This is a genomic window from Microbacterium sp. Bi128 (assembly GCF_918698205.1).
The window spans coordinates 1-2,592 of sequence record NZ_CAKKMM010000709.1 but is presented as its reverse complement, the minus strand read 5'-3'; the positions used below and the strand labels follow the sequence as shown (position 1 = coordinate 2,592).

Sequence of the window (2,592 nt, the reverse complement as noted above, 5' to 3'; positions counted from 1 at the left end):
CCCGCGCAGCAGGAAACGTCTGATTTCGGGGTAGTTGCCTGTGGCCACGGCACATGCGGATCGGCGCGGACCCCAGGTTCTGAACATCGGGGAAGTCCTGGCTCAACTGAGCGACGACTTCCCCAGCATGACTGCGTCAAAAATCCGGTTCCTTGAAGAAAAGGGACTCATCAACCCGCAGCGGACACCTGCCGGCTACCGTCAGTACTCCGAGAACGACGTCGAACGGCTGCGCTTCGTCCTCTCACTCCAGCGTGACCAGTACCTGCCGCTGAAGGTCATCAAGGACTACCTGGATGCGATCGACCGGGGCGAACGGCCGGAGAACCTGCCGGCAGGCGTCACGTTGTCCCCGCGGATTGTCTCCGAGGAGCTCGCCTCCGAGCTGCAGAGCCGGGCACGCAGGCTCAGCGAGGAGCAGCTGCGCGCCGAATCCGGGGCGAGCGTCCCACTGCTGGAATCGCTCCTGAGCTACGGCCTGATCGGGCACGTCAACGGCAAATTCGACGAACACGCGTTGCAGGTCGCGCGGGCCTGCGTCCAGCTGGAGAGCCATGGCCTGGAACCCCGCCACCTGCGGCCCTTCCAGGCGGCTGCCGACCGCGAATTCGGGCTCGTGGAGCGTGCTGTGGCCACCCTGACCTCCCGCAAGGACGCAGCCTCCCACGCCCGCGCCGCCGAGGCGGCCCGGGAAATCAGCGACCTCTGCCTGTCCTTGCACCAGGCGCTGGTCCACGACCGCATCTCAAGGATGGACATCTGATGATTGAGGTGGAGATTGTCGGCGTGCGGATCGAGTTGCCGTCCAACCAGCCGCTTGTCCTGCTCAAGGAAATCCATGGTGAGCGCCACGTGCCCATCTGGATCGGGACCCCGGAGGCCAGCGCCATCGCCCTGGCCCAGCAGGGGGTCATCCCGCCCCGGCCGATGACCCACGACCTCCTGGTGGACGTTGTCGAGGCCCTGGGCCACACGATCGTCAGCGTCAACATCGTGGCGGTGGAGGACAACATCTTCTACGGGCAGCTGCAGTTCGAGAACGGCACCACCGTGAGCTCCCGGGCCTCCGATGGGTTGGCCGTTGCCCTGCGCGCCAAGTGCCGGATCTGGTGCGCCGACGCCGTCATGGACGAGGCCGGCGTCCGGATCACCGAACACGACGAGGGCGAGGACACGCACCCCGGACCCGCCGTGGACGAGGAAGTCGAACTGCGGCGCTTCCGCGAGTTCCTCGACGACGTCGAACCCGAAGACTTCGGCGGCTGAGCCGGCCCAGGCAACCGGCGCCAGGGAACCTGCCGCGATTGCGGGCGTGCCTGTGACTGCTGGTGTTTCTGATACGTGCGTGACAGCTGTGGCGGCACCAAACGTTAAAGTCGAGGATGAAACTTTCGACACGCCCTTGGAATAGCCCCAACGTCTTTGACCTTGGGCCCCGGCAGGCCTAACGTCGAAGGTACAAGTTCCCATTGCATACGGTAGCCGCGCAAGTCACACTGGAAGGTGCAGTCCGGCTGAATTACACGGATGAAATATTCATCCGGTGTCATGCAGCTGTTCACATCTATTGCTGCCGATGCAACAAACCCAGGGGAACCCACGACAAGGAGGGTCCACGTGAGTCCGAAAGGCGAAGCAGGCGAGCTGAAGCAGGCCTCAACGGCCGGCGTTGCTGTGCCCGCCAGCGGTGCCCAAGGCCTGCTGTTCACCGAGGATCTCCCCGTTCTGGACGAGGACGCGGGCTACCGCGGACCCACCGCCTGCAAGGCGGCCGGCATTACCTACCGCCAACTCGATTATTGGGCGCGCACCGGACTCGTTGAGCCCGCCGTCCGCGGTGCGGCCGGCTCCGGCTCGCAGCGGCTCTACGGCTTCCGCGACATTCTGGTTCTAAAGGTGGTCAAACGGCTCCTGGACACGGGCGTCTCCCTGCAACAGATCCGCACCGCCGTGGAACACCTGCGGGAGCGCGGCGTCGAGGACCTCGCCCAAATCACGCTCATGAGCGACGGCGCCAGCGTCTACGAGTGCACATCGGCAGATGAAGTCATCGATCTCGTCCAGGGCGGCCAGGGGGTGTTCGGCATCGCCGTCGGCCGCGTATGGCGCGAAGTTGAAGGAAGCCTCGCAGCTCTTCCCAGCGAACACGCCGCGGACCAGTCCTTTCCCGACGACGAGCTGAGCAAACGCCGGGCGGCCCGCAAGATCGGCTAGCGCCCGCAGCTGCAGACGTGACTGAGCACAGCAACGACTGAGCACAGGAATGACTGAGCACAGAACCTGAGTACAACAAGATGAGGCCGCCTCCCGGACAGGGAAGGCGGCCTCATTTCTGTTGGGCTGTGTACGGCAGTCCGGGGCTACCGAAGGCTGCGGTCTCGGACAGCGCCGGCCGGGGCCACGCCGCCCTGGTTCAGCAGGTTCTGCAGCAGGGCATCGAAGAGCCCGGCCGCATTCTTGGCCGAGTCGCCGGGCCAGTGGTGGATGGAGTGGGCGGCGCCCTGGATCTGCTGCCAGTTGGCCTGCTCCGGGATATGCGGGCTCAACAGCAGTTGGCCGAACATGGATTCCATCTCCGAGAGCCGGAACGTG

General features: G+C 65.1%; 3 protein-coding genes and 1 pseudogene. 3 read left to right on the top strand and 1 reads right to left on the bottom strand.

Annotation, left to right across the window (positions count from 1 at the left end):
- Nucleotides 1-127: 127 nt before the first annotated feature.
- The 3 genes from LQV45_RS25205 to LQV45_RS25195 all read left to right on the top strand — a co-directional run bounded on the left by LQV45_RS25205 (nucleotide 128) and on the right by LQV45_RS25195 (nucleotide 2,214).
- Entirely contained in the window at nucleotides 128-763 is a 636-nt protein-coding gene (locus LQV45_RS25205; RefSeq protein ID WP_370119917.1) for a MerR family transcriptional regulator, read from the top strand.
- On the top strand, nucleotides 763-1,266 hold the full coding sequence (locus LQV45_RS25200) for a bifunctional nuclease family protein (RefSeq protein WP_230009361.1): 504 nt from the start codon (nucleotides 763-765) through the stop codon (nucleotides 1,264-1,266). Before LQV45_RS25205 ends, LQV45_RS25200 begins: the two co-directional genes overlap by 1 nt.
- Nucleotides 1,267-1,617: 351 nt before the next feature.
- On the top strand, nucleotides 1,618-2,214 hold the full coding sequence (locus LQV45_RS25195) for a MerR family transcriptional regulator (protein ID WP_028275903.1): 597 nt from the start codon (nucleotides 1,618-1,620) through the stop codon (nucleotides 2,212-2,214).
- Nucleotides 2,215-2,360: 146 nt separating this feature from the next.
- Here the strand turns inward: LQV45_RS25195 and LQV45_RS25190 are convergent.
- Nucleotides 2,361-2,592 (bottom strand): annotated as a pseudogene (locus tag LQV45_RS25190) (ParA family protein); the annotation flags it as partial.

Excerpts from the sequence above, each read along its gene's own strand:
- LQV45_RS25205 (WP_370119917.1), top strand. The coding sequence starts at position 128 with ATGACTGCGTCAAAAATCCGGTTCCTTGAAGAAAAGGGACTCATCAAC.
- LQV45_RS25200 (WP_230009361.1), top strand. The coding sequence starts at position 763 with ATGATTGAGGTGGAGATTGTCGGCGTGCGGATCGAGTTGCCGTCCAAC.